Genomic DNA, 16,444 nt, shown 5'->3' with positions numbered 1-16,444 from the left:
GGCATAGAATCCAAGTTGTTTGCGGGAGGGGCGTCATGCGCCACATGATCGTTGCACTATGTGCTGTGCTGTGGGCCGTTGCGGCATCGGGCCAGAATGCCATCCCCGATCACCGTTATGTCGTCACGCGTGACATGGATTTCTTCGGTGCCGACCGCACGGCGCTGTTTGATACCACCTTCGATGCTTGCGTGCGTGCTTGCAGCGCGGACAGTGCGTGTGTCGCCTTCACCTTTAACGACCGATCAAACGCCTGTTTCCCCAAGTCCGACATCACCGATCGGCAGCCCTACGCAGGGGCCCGGTCGGCCACGCGTATCCCGCTGGTCCCAGCTTTTCGTGCGGCTGCACAGCAACGGGCGGATGCGTTGAACCTGCCAGAAGACGACTTTGCCGCCGCGCTTGCGCTTGGGACAGACATGGGGCTGCGCTTTGCGCTGTCGGGTGAAACGGTGGATGAATTGCTGGCCGCTTCCCGCGCGGCGTGGGAGCGTGGCAATCGGGCAGAGGCGCTGCGCTGGATTGGCTCGGCCGTTGCACTGACGGATGCGCCGGATCTTTGGGTGCGCTACGCTTACATCGCGCTGCGTCTGGACGAAGGCGTGTCCGCGTCCCAGCGCCGCCGCGCGCGGGCAGAGGCTGTGCCTGCGGCCCTCAATGGCTATTTGCGTGCCGATACGGCCGGGGGGCAGGCAAGCGCCCTGCAAACGCTCGCCGAAGCGCTGGAACGCAACAATCGGGGCCGCGACATGATCGACGCGCTGCGGCTCGCCCAGTCCATCCAGCCCCGCTATGACATCGACCGCGCGCTGGACGAGGCCATCGGCAAGTACGGTTTTCGCATTGTTGAACATCAGGTCGACAATGACAGCGCCGCGCCGCGTATCTGTGCCACCTTCTCCGAACCGCTGGTGCAGGCGGGTATCGACTACGAACCCTTCGTGCGCACTGCGACACCGGGCCTTGTCGTGGCGGCGGATGGGCGCGACCTGTGTATCGACGGTGTGTCGCACGGTGCGCGCTACAGCGTGACCTTCCGGTCCGGCCTGCCCGCTGAAAGTGGTGAGGTGTTGGCCAAGGATGTCAGCCTTGACCTCTATGTCCGTGACCGCTCTCCGGTGGTGCGGTTTCCGGGGCGTGGCTATGTGTTGCCGCGCGGCACCGGGCCCAGCGTGCCGATTGAGACCGTCAATGTGAATGAGGTCGAGCTGGTCCTTAGCCGCGTCAGTGACCGCAACCTCGTGCAATCTCTGCGCCGCGATTTTTTTGCCCGGCCCCTGTCGCAATGGCAGATGGCCGAGTTCACCGGCGACATCGCGGAAGAGATCTGGCGCGGCAAGGGCGAGGTGCAGAACGAGTTGAACGCCGAGATGCGCACGCGCCTGCCGCTGGACGAGGCGCTCGCTGACCAGCCGCCCGGGGTCTACGTGCTGTCGGCGCGTGAGCGTGGGCGCGATCCTTATGATGTGGCTGTGGCGACGCAGTGGTTCGTGCTGTCCGATCTGGGACTGTCCACGTGGCAAGGCAATGACGGGCTGACCGCTTCGGTTCGGGCGCTCAGCGACGCAGCCGCGGTTGCCGGGGCAACGGTGCACCTGATCTCGCAAGCGAATGCCGTGCTGGGCACCACGCAGACGGATGCGGACGGCTTTGCGCAGTTCGACGCCGGGCTGACGCGGGGGCGTGGTTCGGCCCGCCCGGCCATGGTGCAGGTCGAAACGGCAGATGACTTCGTCTTCCTGCCGCTGACCGACGCAGCCTTTGACCTGTCTGATCGCGGGGTGGAGGGCCGCCCGCCCGCGCCGCCCATCGATCTGTTCCTGACCACCGACCGCGGAGCCTACCGGCCCGGAGCGACGATCCACCTGACGGCACTTGCACGCGATGCACGCGCGCAGGCCATCACCGGCCTGCCGCTGACGGTGATCCTCAGCCGCCCTGACGGGGTTGAATACAGCCGCTCCGTCAGTGCGCAGGGTCAAAGTGGGGGCCATGTTGTGTCCTTGCCACTGGGGCTGACGGTGCCGCGCGGTACGTGGCGGATCGAGGTGAAGGGCGACATGAACGCGCCTGCGCTCGCTACCCGCACCGTGCTGGTGGAGGATTTTATTCCCGACCGCATCGACGTGACCCTCGCAACCGACGATGTGCCGCTGTCTCTGCGCGACCCGGCTTTTGTCGATGTGGATGCCCAGTATCTCTTTGGTGCCCCGGGTGCGAACCTCGTGGTCGAGGGCGACGTGCAGGTGCAGCGCCGCGCCGGGATGGCGGAGCATCCGGGCTACCGCTTTGGCCGCCACGACGCCGCCTTTTCCCCGCAGCGCCGCTATGTTCAGGGCGGGCGCACCGATGCGCAGGGCCAGTTCCGCCTGTCGTTGCCCTGGCCTGATGTCGTCGCCGAAGATGTGCTGCTTGAAGCCGTTGCCACCGTCCGCGTCTCCGACAGCGGCGGACGCCCGGTCGAACGCAACCTGACCCGACCCATCGCGCCACAAGGGCCAGTGATCGGGATCAAACCCGGTTTCGAGGATGTGCTGCCTGAGGGGTCCACGGCCAGCTTTCAAGCCATCGCCGTGGGTGCCCTGAACGATGTGCCAGTTACGTGGACAGTCAACCGGATCGAAACGCGCTATCAATGGTATCAGCTTTACGGCAACTGGAATTGGGAGCCTGTCACCCGCCGTATCCGCGTGGGGCAGGGCACAGCCGTTCTGGGTGAAACGCCCATCGACATCAGCACACCCACCGAATGGGGCGACTACGAACTGGTGATCGAAAGCACCGAAGGTGTCTATACCGCCACCTCTGTCAGTTTCGCCTCGGGTTGGTATGGCGCGACCGATGGCAGCGACACGCCGGACCGGCTCGGGCTGTCACTGGATGCCGAACGCTATAGCGTCGGTGACACGGCCCAACTGCGCATCACGCCGCCCCATGATGGGGTTGCCCTGATTTCCGTTCTGTCGGGCCATGTCATCTCGCGCCAGGCCGTGCCGGTCACGGCAGGCGAAACAGTGATCCCGCTTGAAGTGACGGAAGATTGGGGCACCGGGGCGTATGTCACAGCGTCAGTGTTACGCAGCGGCGATGCGACAGGGCCAAACCCCGCCCGCGTCCTCGGCCTCGCCCACGCCGCCATCGATCCTGCGGAGAAGGCCCTGTCGGTCTCAATCGACGCGCCGGTTGAGACCAACGGCCAGCCTGGCACGACGGAGGTCTCGGTGCAGGTCGATGGCCTCAACGGCGCAGCGGGATATGTCACGCTTGCTGCGGTTGACGTGGGTATTCTCAACTTGACCGGCTTCGAGCCTCCAAACCCGCAGGACCACTATTTCGGCCAACGCAGGCTCGGCGTTGATCTGCGCGACGTGTATGGCCGCCTGATCGACGGGCAAAGCGGCGCGCTGGGTGCCGTGCGTTCGGGCGGTGATGCGGGCAACGCCATGCAGCGGCAAGGGCCACCCCCGACCGAGGCGGTCATGGCCGCCTTCTCCGGCCCTGTTGCAGTAGATGCGAGCGGACAAGCGCAGGTGACGATCCCGCGCCCGGCCTTCAATGGCACGATCCGGCTGATGGCAGTGGCTTGGTCGGAGCAAGGCGTGGGGCAAGCGACGACGGACATCGCTGCGCGCGACCCGGTCGTGATATCGGCTGCGCTGCCGCGTTTCTTGGCCCCCGGTGATCAAAGCCGCGTGCAACTGGAATTTGTCCATGCCGCGGGCGCATCGGGCGACATGCCACTTGCCGTTTCCGCCACGGGTCTTTCCATTCGCAGTGCGCCTGCCACAGTCTCTTTGGCAGAGGGCGGCACCGTGCGCGTGTCGTTGCCGCTGACAGCGGACGAGGTCGGCGACCACCAGATAAATGTCGCGCTCACCACACCAGACGGAGCCGTACTGCGCAAGGGTCTGATACTTGGCGTGCGCTCTAACGATCCGACGGTTGCGACCACGCAGCGCCTGTCGCTTGCGGTGGGCGAAGCGCTGACATTCGACGACAATGTCTTTGCAAACCTGCGCCGCGGCAGCGCGCGGGCCACTCTGGCGGCGGGACCGCTGGCGCGGTTCGACATGCCGGGCCTGCTGCGCCAGCTTGACCGCTACCCCTATGGCTGCACGGAGCAGATCACCTCGGCCGCTTTGCCGCTGCTCTATGTGCCGCGCACGGCACAGGCGGCGGGGCTGACGGACATCGATACGCGGATCGACAGCGCCATCGCCCGTGTCCTGACCCGGCAGGCCAGCAACGGGGCCTTTGGCCTCTGGCGGGCGCAGTCCGGGGATTTCTGGCTTGATGCCTATGTCACCGACTTTATGCTGCGCGCGCAGGATCAGGGGCATGACGTTCCGGACCGTGCCCTGCGCCTTGCACTCGACAACCTGCGCAACAGGATCAACTACGCCCCGGATTTCGATCAGGGCGGAGAGGACATCGCCTATGCCCTCATGGTTCTGGCCCGCGCGGGATTCGCGTCGATTGGCGACCTGCGGTATTACGCGGATACCAAGGCCGAGGCGCTGTCGACGCCGCTCGCACGAGCACAGCTTGGCGCGGCCCTTGCCAGTTACGGCGAACAGACCCGTGCGGACCGCTTGTTCGGGTTGGCGGAGGCGCTCGCAACCCGCGCGGGCAGTGAAAGCTCCCGCTGGCGCGCGGACTACGGCACGCCCCTGCGGGACGCGGCGGGCCTGCTGCATCTCGCGGCTGAGGCGGGCAGCACACGGGTAGATCAGGCGCGGCTGGCGGCCTCTATCACTGCCAACCCCAGCGGATATTCCACGCAGGAAGCCGCACAAGTGTTGATGGCAGCGCAAGCCCTGCGCAGCGGGGCAGGCGCGCCTGTCCTGTCGGTGGATGACACACCGATTTCCGGTCCCGTCGTGCAAAACCGCGCCGCGGGCGATGCACCATCGACGATCCGCAATATCTCGGGCACAGCGCAGGATGTGACGCTGACCACCTACGGCGTGCCCGCGGTTGCGCCAGAGGCGGGCGGCTACGGCTACAGCATCTCACGCTCCGCCTTTTCGATGGAGGGTACGCCCGTGGACGGGCCATGGCGCATAGGCGAACGTCGCGCGATCGTGCTGACAATCACCCCGTTTGAAGAAGTCGGCGCGCGGCTGATCGTCGACGACCCTCTGCCCGCAGGGATCGAGATCGACAATCCCCGTCTCATCCGTTCGGGCGATGTGTCGGGTCTGGACTGGTTGGAGCAGGTCAACACGGAACATGCTGAATTTCGATCTGACCGATTCCTGGCGGCTGTGAACCACACCGGTTCAAACGCATTCCGTCTCGCCTATATCGCCCGCGCGGTGAGCCCGGGCAACTTCCACCACCCCGCAGCTCTGGTCGAGGACATGTACCGCGCTGAATACCGCGCCGTCACCGACACGGGGCGCATGGTTGTGACCGAATGAGGCGTCCGCACTGCCTGTTCTTTGCCACCGCCGCGGTGATGCTGGCAGTGGCCAGCCTGCATGACGCATGGGATGCTTGGGTGGACCGTACGGTCCTGCCCGCAACGCTGACCGAAACGTCGGTCGAGATGCGGGACCGCGACGGCCACCTGATGCGGGCCTTTGCGGTCGAGGATGGGCGGATCAGGCTGTCTGTCCCGCGCGGCGGTGTCGATCCCAGGCTCACGGACATGCTGATCGCCTATGAGGACAAACGCTTCTACCGCCACAACGGGGTTGATGGTTTAGCGATGCTGCGGGCTGTTGGACAAGCCGTGCGGGCAGGCCGCGTGGTTTCCGGCGGCTCTACGTTAACGATGCAGGTGGCGCGGCTGCTGGAGAATTCGGGCACCGGCTCTATCCACGGCAAGCTGCGGCAGATGCGTGTCGCCTGGGCGCTGGAACGGCAGATGGGCAAGGACGACATACTCCATCTCTACCTCCAACACGCTCCGTACGGAGGGCGGATCGAAGGGGTGCGCAGCGCGACATTCACATGGTTCGGGAAAGAGCCGCACCGGCTGACCGAAGCGGAAGCGGCTCTGCTGGTCGCCCTGCCGCAAGCGCCCGAAGCGCGGCGGTCCGACCGCCATGCCGACGCCGCGCGCGTTGCACGAGACCGCGTTCTGGAACGTGTTGGGGCTGATCCATCCCGCACGTCTGTGCCCGACGATGCTCGACCGCTGCCACGTCTTGCCCCGCATCATGCCGACGCGCTGCGCCGGTCGCATCCCGACACACGCCGCTTCGACACCACTCTCTCGGCGTCGGTGCAGCGCAGCATGTCTCGGCTCGCCAGAATGCATAGCCGGAGCACGGCACGTGGGACATCGCTGGCGATCATGGTCATGGATCACACGACGGGCGAGGTCATCGCCCGTGTTGGCTCACCCGAATATACGGACGCGGATGGTCAGCCGGGTTTCATAGACATGACGCGGGCAAAGCGCAGCCCCGGTTCGACACTGAAGCCCGTGATCTACGCGCTCGCCTTTGACCGGGGCCTTGCCCATCCTGAAACCGTCTTTGCCGACCGGCCCACGCGGTTCGGTGCCTACGCCCCGCAGAACTTCGACGGCACCTTTCGTGGGGACATCACGGCACGGCAAGCGCTGACCCTGTCGCTGAACATTCCGCCCGTGGCTCTGACAGATGCGCTGGGACCAGAACGGCTGATGGCTGCGCTTAGGGCCTTCGGTGCCGACCCCAAACTGCCCGACGGCAAGGCGGGTCTTGCCGTGTCTCTTGGTGGTGTGGGCCTCAGCCTAGAAGATCTGGTGCGGATCTATGGCCACCTGGCCGCAAAGGATACGCCCAAGATCGCGCCGCGTGCTGCGTGGCAGGTGGGCGATATCCTACGTGGCATCGCACCGCCACCCGGCGCACCCGCGGGGCTCGCCTACAAGACTGGCACGTCCTACGGCCACCGCGATGCGTGGGCCATAGGCTATGATGGTCAGCATGTGATCGGTGTCTGGATGGGGCGACCGGACGGCACACCGGTGCCTGGTGCCTTTGGCGGCGCACATGCAGCACCCATCCTCTTCGAAGCTTTCGGGCGGCTGAAACCGCAACTCACTCCGGCCCCACCGCCGCCGCCCGATACGCTCTTGCTGGCAACGGCGGACCTGCCGCCGAACCTGCGCCGTTTTGGACAGACGGCAGATGCGACAACCCAACCCAAGATGGTCTTTCCGCCGGACGGTGCGGTGCTGGCACAGGCTGAAACGGTGGTGAAAGTCGCAGGTGGCGCGCTGCCCCTGACCGTTCTCGTCAACGGCGCAGTTGTCACAACAGGCGCCGCACGGCGCGAGGTTGATATCGGAGCACTTGCGCCGGGGTTTTCAGACATATCGGTGATAGACGCGCTCGGCCGCTCAGCCCGGGCGGCCATTCGCGTACAGCCGTGAAGCGCTGAACTAGCGCCGTCCTTCGCGCAACCACGCGCCGATGATGAAGCCGGAGGCGAGGAGCAAAACCAGCCATGGCGGAAGTAGTCCCATCTGGCGGACGTCCTGCGTTTCATACGCCCCACGCGGGGTGATGCCGATCCAGCCACGCCCGGCGGCAGGTCTGCCTTCGCGGACCGTGCGGATGCGCGGCGTCCCATCTTCGAGGCGCAGAATACCGCCACGCGTGCCCTCGACCCGTGCGGCCAGAACATCGCCGGTCGCGATGGTGGCTTCGAACTCCTTCGGCGCGGCGGGCCCAAGGCCGATGACGGTCTCTGCCTCACCGTTTTGCAGGCGGTAGAGGCCAATCTCGGGTCCTTCGTATTGCGCTTCGAACCGCCCGGGGGCCGCTTCGGTCATCTCTAACTCGACCACATTGCCGGATGGGTCCGTGATGGTCACAGGTGGCACGGTTTCGGACAGCGTGCGCCGCTCGATCCGCATGGACTGGCCCGTGGCGGTGGCGGTCAGCGCTTCTTCCTCCAGCTCGGGTTCCTTCATCATCCAGTGGGCCAGACGGCGGAGCAGTTCCAGTTGTGGCCCACCGCCTTCATAGCCGCGATTCCACAGCCACGCATGATCTGAAGCCAGCAGCGCCACGCGCCCTTCCTCGACCCGGTCGAGGATCAGGAGCGGCCGGCCATCCACCCCTTCCATGACGACATTCCCCGCCTGCGCGTCCACTTCGATCTGGCGCAGCCAGCGGCCCCAATCGCCCGCATCAGGCAGGCCAGTGGTAACGGGATGCTTTTGACCGAGTTCGGAGACGGTCGGGCGGAAGGATTCTTCCAGCACACGTGCCGACGGCTGCCCGGGCATTACGGAGCCCAGGGGCGAGCGATAAATGCTGTCAGCACTGGCAAAGTCCGGCCCTGCGGCGACCAGCACGGCCCCGCCATCGCGGATATAGCGCGCCACGTTGTCGAGGTAGAGCGCAGGCAGGATGCCGCGCCTTTTGTAGCGGTCAAAGATGATCAGATCGAAATCATCGATCTTTTCCAGAAACAGCTCGCGGGTCGGAAAGGCGATGAGGGACAACTCGCCCACAGGCACGCCGTCCTGCTTTTCCGGCGGGCGCAGGATGGTGAAGTGAACCAGATCCACCGAACTGTCGGACTTGAGCAGATTGCGCCATGTGCGTCCCCCTGCATGGGGTTCGCCCGACACCAGCAGCACGCGCAGCCGATCCCGCACGCCGTTCATCTGGATCAGAGCGGTGTTGTTGCGATCGGTCAGTTCGCCCTCGGCCTCGGGCACCGTGAACTGGATCACGTTGCGCCCTCCGTGGGGCAGGCTGATGGGCAGTTCAATGTCCTCGCCCGTGCGCACGTTGAAGCGCTGGGGTGGCTGGCCGTCGACGGATATGTCTAGCGGGGCAAGGCCTGTCCCCGCGGGGACAGCGCCCATATCCTCGATCCGCAGGGTCAGTGTGACAGGCTCTCCGATGATGGCGAAGGCAGGGGCGTTCTTGACCAGCAGGCGGCGGTCCCAGTCGGTTTCGCGCCCGGTCAGCAGCAGGTGCAGCGGAGCAGGCAGATCCAGCGGCAGGTCGGCGTCATGTACCTGCCCGTCGCTCAGCGCGATGAGCCCGGCGACGCGGGCGCGGGGTTCTTCGGCCAGTGCGTCGGACAGGGCGCTCATCAGGCGCGTGCCCGCGTCTTCTTCGCCATCGGGCACGGTGATGCGGCGGACTTCGGTATTTTCCCGGGCTGTCAGCGCGGTTTCCAGCGTGTCCGCCGCATTGGCCGTTTGATCCGGCCGGTCGTTCAGGCGTTGGCTGGCGCTTTGGTCTTCGGCCAGGATCACGATGTCTGTCAGGGGTGAGCGGTCTTCCTGTTGCAAGGATGGCCCGGCAAGCGCTGCCAGCACCACCAGCGCTGCCATCCCCCGCAAGGCCCACCCGTTCAGTCCACGGATCAGGGCCAGCACAACTCCAGCAACGGCCACGGCGGCCACGACAGCCAGGATCGGCCAGGGCAGAAGCGGATCAAACAGAACGGTCCCGGTCATTGGCCCAACCGATCCAGCAGGGCAGGTACGTGGACCTGATCGCTTTTGTAGTTGCCGGTCAGCACATGCATCACGAGATTTACGCCAAAGCGATAGGCCAACTCGCGCTGCCGTTCGCCGCCAAAGCCGCGGCCGACAGGCAGCATGGCCTGACCCGAGGAAGTCACGGCCCAGGCTGCCGCCCAGTCATTGCCGCCGATCACAACAGGCGTCACGCCATCGTTGAGGTTGCGGAATGGCATCCCTTCGACCTGCTCTGCTCCGGGTGGGGCGGCTTCGACCCAGATCTCGCCACCCTGATGGCGACCTGGGAAATCCTGCAACAGATAGAAGGTGCGTGTTAGCACATGGTCGCGGGGTACGGGTTCCAGTGCCGGGATGTCGAGCGGGGCAGCGAGATCACGCAGTTTGCGACCGTTGGGCGTGGCTGCGCCGAAGCCTGCGATGTCCCCGTCGCGGGTGTCGAACAGGATCAGCCCGCCGGAGCGCAGGTAGTCGTTCAGCTTGGCATATGCCTCTTGGCTGGGGCGCGGCTGGTCGGGGGTGATGGGCCAGTAGAGGATGGGGAAGAAGGCCAGTTCGTCCATCTCAAGATCGACACCGAACGGCGGTGCAGGTTCGACCGAGGTGCGGAAGAAAAGGGTGTCTGACAGACCGCGCAGGCCGGCCTCTGCCACCTCGTCCACCTGGCGATTGCCGGTGATGACGTGGGCCAGAACAACCTCGGCTGCCGCCGCGATTTCATCTGCGGGCTCTTCCTGCGCCTGTGCGCCTGGACCTGTGAAGCTGGTCAGGGCCATCGCCGCGACCAATGCGCCAGCGGTTGCCCGCAAGCGGCCGGTCAAACGCCCCGACAGGGCGAGTGACGCTAGCACATCAGCCAACAGCAACCCAATGGCCGCAGCCAACAAGAGGCCACCCAGGGGCCGCTCGGGTGCTGCGACCAGCCCGGATACGGGTACATCCGCGGGCCATGTTGCAGGCTCAAGCGTGGCCTCTGCCGTCAGCACGTTACGCGCCAGTGCGCGGTCGCCCGATGCATAAACACCCGGCAGCAGGTTCGGACCCGTCGGCTCACTCACCAGTGCAGGGCCCGGTACGCCCGGCATCGCACCTGCATCGCGCAGGGCTCCAAATCCGTCCATCACAACCTCCGGCGTCCAGATCGTGCCCTCCAGATCCCCAGCCTCGGGCGAAGAACTTGTGGCCGATACGGCCAACCGTTCCAGCATTTCTACAAATAGACCCGATAGGGGCAGCGACGACCATTCGGCGTTGGCTGTCACATGGAACAGCACAATCTGACCTTGCCCCTCGCGCTTGCGGGTTACAAGTGGCGTGCCGTCGCTCAGTTCGGCAATCACGCGCTCAGCCAGGGTCGGATCGGGCTGGGCCATCACCTGAGCCGTGATCGCGACATCCTCGGGTACGGCCAGACCGAAGAAGGGTGAGTTTTCGCGAAATGATGCCAAAGTCTTGGGGGAGCCCCAACTCATTGCACCGCCCACGCTGCGACCACCCGCGCGCAAACGCACGGGCATCAGCGGGTCCTCGTCGCCGCGACTGATGTCGCTGGCGGCCACGCGCGGTCCGGCAAAGCGCAAGAGCAGCCCGCCCTGATCGACCCAGTCCAGTATGGCTTCGGTCTCGCCCGGCGACAGCGTGGCCACATCGGCCAGCACGATCACATCGGGGTTTGCAGGCAGCACGTCAGTGAGCGAACCGCGCAGCAGATCGGCATTGGGGGCAAGCGCGCGCTCCAGGTAGTGGAGCGGCGACAACAGCTCCAACCCTTCACGCCCCTCACGCCCTGCGATCAGGGCAATCTCGCGCCGACGCAGGCTGTCATCCACAAGCGTGACCGCCCCGGCAGAACGGGCATTGGCAACCTCGAACCGGGTCACGCGGGCGCGCAACTCGGCAGGCAGGGAGAGGGACGTGGTCGCCGTGGCAGCGCCCATATCAAAGACGGCATTGGCACTGGCAAGGATCGTCGCGTTCCCCGCGGGGTCACGGCCTTGCGCCAAAATGCTTACGCCGCGCTCCGGCCCCGGGTCCGAGCGGATGGCAGTGACTTCGACCACACCGTCAACATATTCGGCGGGGGTCAGAGCAATGATCTCGGTCGCGCTTTGGACCACACGGATGGGGCCACGCGCTTGGAAGGCCGCCAACAACTCATCACGCGCGGGGTAGTCGATCGCATCGCTGTACCAAACGGTTTCAAACCCGCCCTCTGGCAAAATGCTTGCGATAGCCCCTGCATCAGCGGGCTGCCAAGGCGATGGCTCCAGTCCGGGGAGCGTGGTTGCAACGGCATTGGCCGCGCGAAAGACAGGCGGTTGCGGATCGGCCAGATCAAGCAATGCGACCTGACGGCCCGCCGCACCTGCGCGGCGCAACTCGCCGTCCACGGCTTCGGTCAGCCGCGCCCAGCGAGCCGCCCCGGCCCAGGAGCCATCAACGGCAATCAGCAGCGGGCCGTCACCTGCCGTGCCATCGTCCTCGGGGTTCAGCACCGGACCGGCAAGGCCGATGATCATCGCGGCCACGGCCAGCATCCGGATCAGCAGCAGCCACCACGGTGTGCGGTCCGACACGCTTTCGTCGTCCTGTAGGCCCAGCAGCAGCGCCACGCCGGGAAAGCGCTGGCGGATGGGGGCCGGGGGAATGGCGCGCAGGATCAGCCACAGGATCGGCAGTGCCACCAACGCCACCAGCAGCCATGGGGCAGCAAAGCCTATGGGGCCCAGCACCATCATGTGCGCGCCCGCCCGCCATCAAGCGCGCGCCATAGCCACAAGAGGCCGGATTGCGCTGTGTGATCCGTATGGTGCAGCCCGTACTGCCAGCCCGCCACACCGCACAAATGCTGCAATTCGGCCTTCCGCTCGGCAAGGCGCGCCAGATAGCGATCCTTGAGGTCCGAGGCCTTGAGCGTCTCATGCTCAAGCGTGCCGCCGACGCTTTCAAAGATCGTGCGGCCCCGGAAAGGAAACGCCTCTTCCGCCGGGTCGAGTACGTGCAACAGCACCCCGCGCACGCCCCGGTCGGCGGCCTTAGTCAGTGCGGTTTTCACGTCGTCGATATTGCCCATGAAATCCGAGATGAACACGGCGCGCGCATGGGGTATCATCGCACGGTGTTCAGGCGGTTCGTAGTCCGCGTCTGCATCCTCGGTGAACATCTCGGCGAGCCGTAGGATCTGCGCATTGCCGCGACGTGGTGGCAAGCGGGTGCCGGTCAGGCCGACACGCTCTCCACCCCGGATCAGCAGGATGGCGCAGGCGAGGCCCAGAACGCGTGCGCGCTCGGCTTTTGACGGCAGATTATCGTTGGAGGCAAAGCGCATCGCTGCGCCCTGATCGACCCAGAGCATGACGGATTGAGCGATCTGCCATTCGCGCTCACGCACGAATTGCACGTCCCCCATGGCGCTGCGGCGGTGGTCGATCATACGGCGGCTGTCGCCGATTTGTGCGGGGCGATATTGCCAGAAGTCATCCCCCATACCCGCGCGCCTGCGCCCATGCTCGCCCAGCAGAACGGCACCGGCCAGTTGCTCGGCCCGCGCCAGCAGGGCGGGCAAGCGCGCGGCCTGTGTTTCGGCCTTTTCGCGCAGGGCGAGGGGGGTGATCACGCGGCGGCGTCCTTGCGGCTGAGCCCGGCGGCTGTTTCTTCGATCAGGTCGGCCAAGCTGTCGCCACGCGCGCGGGCGGCGAAGTTCAGCGCCATACGGTGGATGAGAACGGGGCGGGCCATGTCGATCACGTCTTCGGCGGACGGGGCGAGACGGCCCTGCAACAGAGCGCGGGCGCGCACGGCCAGCATCAGGGCCTGTGCCGCACGGGGGCCGGGGCCCCAGGCCACGGTCTCTTTCACCTTGTCGGAGGCATCGACTTCGCCGGGACGGAAAGCGCGCACGAGGTCGAGGATCATCTCGACCACACTGTCACCTACGGGCATGCGCCGCAGCAGGGTTTGAGCCGCCAGCAATTCCTCGCCGGTGAAGACGGCGGTTGATTGCGCATCCTCGGTCCCGGTGGTGGCAAGGAGGATGTCCCGCTCGGTTCCGCGATCGGGGTACATCACGTCGATCTGGACAAGAAAGCGGTCGAGCTGGGCTTCGGGCAGGGGATAGGTGCCCTCTTGTTCGATCGGGTTTTGCGTGGCCAGCACATGGAACGGTGTCCCGAGGGGGCGGTCCTGACCTGCGACGGTCACGGTCTTTTCCTGCATGGCTTGCAGCAGGGCCGATTGCGTCCTTGGGGAGGCGCGGTTGATTTCATCCGCCATCAGAAGCTGGCAAAAGATCGGGCCGGGGACGAAGCGGAACTCGCGGTGCCCATCCTCAGCGGTGTCCAGAACTTCAGACCCCAGAATGTCGGCAGGCATGAGGTCGGGCGTGAACTGGATGCGGTTGCCATCGAGACCCATGACCGTGCTCAGTGTCTCGACCAGCCGCGTTTTGCCCAGACCGGGCAGACCGATCAGAAGGCCGTGCCCGCCGCACAGCAGGGCCGTGAGGGTCAGTTCGACCACACGTTCCTGCCCGATGAAGCGCTTGGTGATCGAGGCCTTGGCCTCTGCCAGTTTGCCACCCAGCGTCTCGATTTCGGCAACAAGGTCCTCTGCGTCGGTCATGACATCTCTTCTCTTCAGAATATATGGTCGTTGATAGCAACCTATTGCCTCAACGGAGAATGGCAAAAGATATGAGCGGACAAAAAACCGTGACACCCGACGCAGACAGCCTTGTTGCGTCGATCACTGCTGCAAAAACACGCGGTTTGCCGCCGGTGCACCTGTGGAACCCGCCGTTCTGTGGCGACCTCGACATGCGGATCGCGCGGGACGGGACGTGGTTTTATCAGGGCACGCCTATCGGTCGGCCTGGTTTGGTGAAGTTGTTCTCGTCCATCCTGAAGCGCGAGGACGGCAAGTATTTTCTTGTAACGCCCGTGGAGAAGGTGGGGATTACGGTCGACGACGCCCCGTTTGTTGCCATTGATTTCGAAGCGTCCGGCGAGGGGCAGGATCAGAAGCTGAGTTTCGTCACGCATGTGGACGATGTGGCGGTCGCAGGGCCGGATCATCCCATCCGGGTGGAGCGGGATGCCGAAACGGGCGAGCCGTCGCCTTACATCCTGATCCGGGCGGATCTGGAGGCGCTGATTGATCGCAAAAGCTTTTACCGGCTGGTGGATCTGGGTGTGCATCACGATGGCTGGTTCGGTGTTTGGTCCTCGGGCCAGTTCTTTGGCATCATTCCGTCCGAGGAACTTCCCTGAGCCTGCTTCTGTGTGATCCCGCTGGTATCTGCTGATTGGGCGGGCTAGCGTCCGACCAATGCCACGTTTCGCTGCCAACCTGACCTATCTTTGGGCCGAATTGCCCTATCTCGACCGGTTCGATGCAGCGGCAGAGGCGGGGTTTCTGGCCGTCGAAGTGCAGCAACCCTACGATGTGCCGGTGCCGGAAACGCAGGACGCCCTTCACCGCAACGGATTGCAGTTCATCCTGCTGAATGCGCCGGGCCCGAACTATACCGGAGGTGCGCGGGGTTTCGCGGCGGTGCCAGGCGGCGAGGCGCGGTTTGACTACGATATGCGCCGCGCAGTGCGCTATGCCCAAGCGCTTGGTGCATCTTTCATTCACGTCGTGAGCGGTGATGCCGCGGGCGCCGAGGCTAGGGACACGCTTGTGGACAATCTCAAGCGCGCGGCAACCACGTTACCCGAGGGGCTGACCCTGACCCTTGAGCCGCTTTGTGCAGAGAGTGAGCCGGACTATTTTCTGAACAGTTTTGAACTGGCGGCGGACGTCATCGAGGCCGTCGGCGCACCAAATGTGGGGCTCCAATTCGACAGTTATCATGCGCAGGAGATCACCGGTGATGCCTTGGCCACATTCGAGGCCATGCAGCCCCTGATCCGTCACATCCAGATCGGTGATACGCCGGGGCGCATGCCGCCGGGTACGGGAGGTATCGACTTTCCCGCCCTGTTCGCGGCCATTGATGAGAGCGGCTATACGGGTTGGGTCAGCGCCGAATACCGGACTGACGGGCGCACAGACAAGACGCTGGACTGGATGCGCTGAGCCTGTGCGGCAGTGCAGATTGCGCACGCCGGTCGATAGGATATGCCTAGCGCGCACAACGAAGGAGCCCGCCATGATCCCTGCCCGCTATGCCCATATCGCGTTCGGCTTTGTTCTGAGTGGTATGATGTCATTCCTTGTGTCGGGCATTTCGACCTTTCTGACCTTAGGGGTGGTGACCGGGTTTGTGACCCAGTGGATTGGGGCTTGGCTTCCCAGCTGGGCGGTTGCGTTTCCGGTTGTGCTGGTCGTGGCGCCCATCGCGCGGCGGCTTGTCGGGGCCATGACGCGGCCGGATTGAGGATTTGTCCCCGCGGAGACAAGCTGTTCTGCCGGTTTACCTTATAGTAGCCAGTCTGTGATTGTGCTGGCGTTTCAACGCGGTAGAGCGGCGCACGGTTCGGTAGCGCATACTAACCACGCGAAACGCACCATCGTGCCCGACGGAGGGCGGTTTTCAAACCATGCGGCGAATGGATTAAGCTGCGGGCGGGATCGGTTGCAGGTCGGGTGCCACGAAACCCGCACGCGCTGCATCTGAAAAGAGCGTGTCCTTGCGGTAGTGGCTGAGCATGATGCCGGTGTCGAGCAGGCGGTCGTCTTGCGCGATGAAGCTGTTGAAGGATCGCGCCGCCGCGGCCTTGTCCATGAAGTACTGCACAGCCAGCAGCCACGAGCGTGTGAGCGTTTCGTGGTACTTGTCGGCGGGCACATTATTGCGCTTCAGAAAGCTATGCAAAGCGGTGCGCATGCGCGGCATGGCGGTGTCCACGGCCCCTTCGCACAGGTAGACATAGGCCAGCCGCAGGTGGGCGCGGTGATTGAAGTCATCCGGTGCGACCTGCCCCGCCTCGAACCGGTTGCGGAAGGTTAGGTCGTCCGCGCTGCGCATCATGGTCATTGTCGCGTTCCTTGGCT

The 16,444-nt window shown here is 65.0% G+C and carries 10 protein-coding genes; 5 read left to right on the top strand and 5 right to left on the bottom strand.

Translation table 11 applies throughout. The features are described from left to right. Positions 1–35: 35 nt before the first annotated feature. Together RA29_RS07965 and pbpC are read left to right on the top strand one after the other, a co-directional pair. On the top strand, positions 36–5,423 hold the full coding sequence (locus RA29_RS07965; protein WP_039684752.1) for an alpha-2-macroglobulin family protein: 5,388 nt from the start codon (positions 36–38) through the stop codon (positions 5,421–5,423). After that, positions 5,420–7,372, top strand: coding sequence for a penicillin-binding protein 1C (gene pbpC / locus RA29_RS07960; RefSeq protein WP_039684750.1), 1,953 nt, complete (start codon positions 5,420–5,422; stop codon positions 7,370–7,372). Before RA29_RS07965 ends, pbpC begins: the two co-directional genes overlap by 4 nt. Positions 7,373–7,381: 9 nt before the next feature. On the opposite strand, the gene RA29_RS07955 is transcribed toward pbpC, so the two are convergent. From RA29_RS07955 to RA29_RS07940, 4 genes are read right to left on the bottom strand one after another with little or no spacing between them, the layout of a single operon-like run. Next, positions 7,382–9,424 carry a membrane protein gene (locus RA29_RS07955; RefSeq protein WP_039684748.1) on the bottom strand — a complete coding sequence of 681 codons (2,043 nt, stop codon included), beginning with the start codon at positions 9,422–9,424 and terminating at the stop codon, positions 7,382–7,384. Continuing rightward, positions 9,421–12,186: a DUF4159 domain-containing protein gene (locus tag RA29_RS07950; RefSeq protein ID WP_039684747.1), complete on the bottom strand. Its 2,766-nt coding sequence runs from the start codon at positions 12,184–12,186 to the stop codon at positions 9,421–9,423. The genes RA29_RS07955 and RA29_RS07950 overlap by 4 nt, the downstream gene beginning before the upstream one ends. Beyond that, positions 12,183–13,064: a DUF58 domain-containing protein gene (locus tag RA29_RS07945; RefSeq protein ID WP_039684744.1), complete on the bottom strand. Its 882-nt coding sequence runs from the start codon at positions 13,062–13,064 to the stop codon at positions 12,183–12,185. Before RA29_RS07945 ends, RA29_RS07950 begins: the two co-directional genes overlap by 4 nt. Further along, complete coding sequence (locus RA29_RS07940) at positions 13,061–14,068, bottom strand: MoxR family ATPase (RefSeq protein ID WP_039684743.1); 1,008 nt, start codon at positions 14,066–14,068, stop codon at positions 13,061–13,063. The genes RA29_RS07945 and RA29_RS07940 overlap by 4 nt, the downstream gene beginning before the upstream one ends. Positions 14,069–14,139: 71 nt before the next feature. On the opposite strand from RA29_RS07940, the gene RA29_RS07935 reads away from it, so the two are divergent. From RA29_RS07935 to RA29_RS07925, 3 genes are all read left to right on the top strand, one after another. Next, positions 14,140–14,715 (top strand): DUF1285 domain-containing protein, encoded by a 576-nt coding sequence (locus RA29_RS07935; protein ID WP_039685845.1) that lies wholly within the window; start codon positions 14,140–14,142, stop codon positions 14,713–14,715. Between the two features lie 58 nt (positions 14,716–14,773). Then, positions 14,774–15,526 carry a TIM barrel protein gene (locus tag RA29_RS07930; protein WP_039684741.1) on the top strand — a complete coding sequence of 251 codons (753 nt, stop codon included), beginning with the start codon at positions 14,774–14,776 and terminating at the stop codon, positions 15,524–15,526. 73 nt (positions 15,527–15,599) lie between these two features. Then, positions 15,600–15,827, top strand: a complete 228-nt coding sequence (locus tag RA29_RS07925) for a DUF2798 domain-containing protein (protein ID WP_039684739.1) — start codon at positions 15,600–15,602, stop codon at positions 15,825–15,827. A gap of 177 nt (positions 15,828–16,004) precedes the next feature. On the opposite strand, the gene RA29_RS07920 is transcribed toward RA29_RS07925, so the two are convergent. Continuing rightward, positions 16,005–16,427, bottom strand: a complete 423-nt coding sequence (locus tag RA29_RS07920) for a hypothetical protein (RefSeq protein WP_039684737.1) — start codon at positions 16,425–16,427, stop codon at positions 16,005–16,007. Between the last annotated feature and the right edge of the window lie 17 nt (positions 16,428–16,444).

Origin of the sequence: Tateyamaria sp. ANG-S1, from assembly GCF_000814025.1 — a bacterium.
Lineage (GTDB): Bacteria > Pseudomonadota > Alphaproteobacteria > Rhodobacterales > Rhodobacteraceae > Tateyamaria.
The sequence above is the reverse complement of the archived record's forward strand: the minus strand, read 5'-3'. Positions and strand labels throughout refer to the sequence as shown.